1 protein-coding gene is annotated in these 599 nt (G+C 41.2%); it reads left to right on the top strand.

The window, feature by feature from the left end:
• Positions 1 to 124: 124 nt before the first annotated feature.
• Positions 125 to 436 (top strand): PilZ domain-containing protein, encoded by a 312-nt coding sequence (locus tag A3761_RS07580; RefSeq protein WP_068507473.1) that lies wholly within the window; start codon positions 125 to 127, stop codon positions 434 to 436.
• Positions 437 to 599: the final 163 nt, after the last annotated feature.

Here is a 599-nt window from a genome sequence, read left to right as displayed (position 1 = left end):
ACTTATTACTAGAATCTTACCAATTGCTAATAGTCGAATATCTTGTGGTTTTGCTCTTTGACAGCAACCATATTTAGACATATAAATGAAGGTGAGACATTTATCCATAAGAGGTGTTGAATAGATGAATAACCTGTATAGCCGTACCTGGGATGAAAAACGCGATTTCATCAGAATGAGAGTCGATACTGAAATCACTCTAGCCGTTGATAACTCGGACATCAAAGTAAATGGTTATTGCCGTGACCTTAGTGGCGCAGGCATGTTAATAGAAGTAGAAGAAGAACTAACAGCAGGAGCAACTTGCCGGACATCGCTTCCTTCAAGCAACGATGCGTTTCCCGCTCTGGATGCAACCGTAAAAGTACTACGCTGCACACAGGTCGACGAAAATACTTTTCAAGTAGGCGCAGAAATTGTAGAAATCGCGAGTTAGGCGAAGCAATTTCATAAGCACATAAAAAAGCCCGTGAGCGTTTTTCTCACGGGCTTTTTTATGTGTTCGCTAAAGTCTCTACTAGGCTGGCATTTCCAACTTTTCAGGCGAAACAATAACACCATTATTATCGGCATAAACGTAGTGACCTGGTGTAAAGGTT

The organism is Oleiphilus sp. HI0123 (assembly GCF_001635315.1).
The sequence above is the reverse complement of the archived record's forward strand: the minus strand, read 5'-3'. Positions and strand labels throughout refer to the sequence as shown.

Bases quoted from the DNA above. Each gene is read 5' to 3' on its own strand.
- A3761_RS07580 (WP_068507473.1), top strand. From the start codon at position 125: ATGAATAACCTGTATAGCCGTACCTGGGATGAAAAACGCGATTTCATC.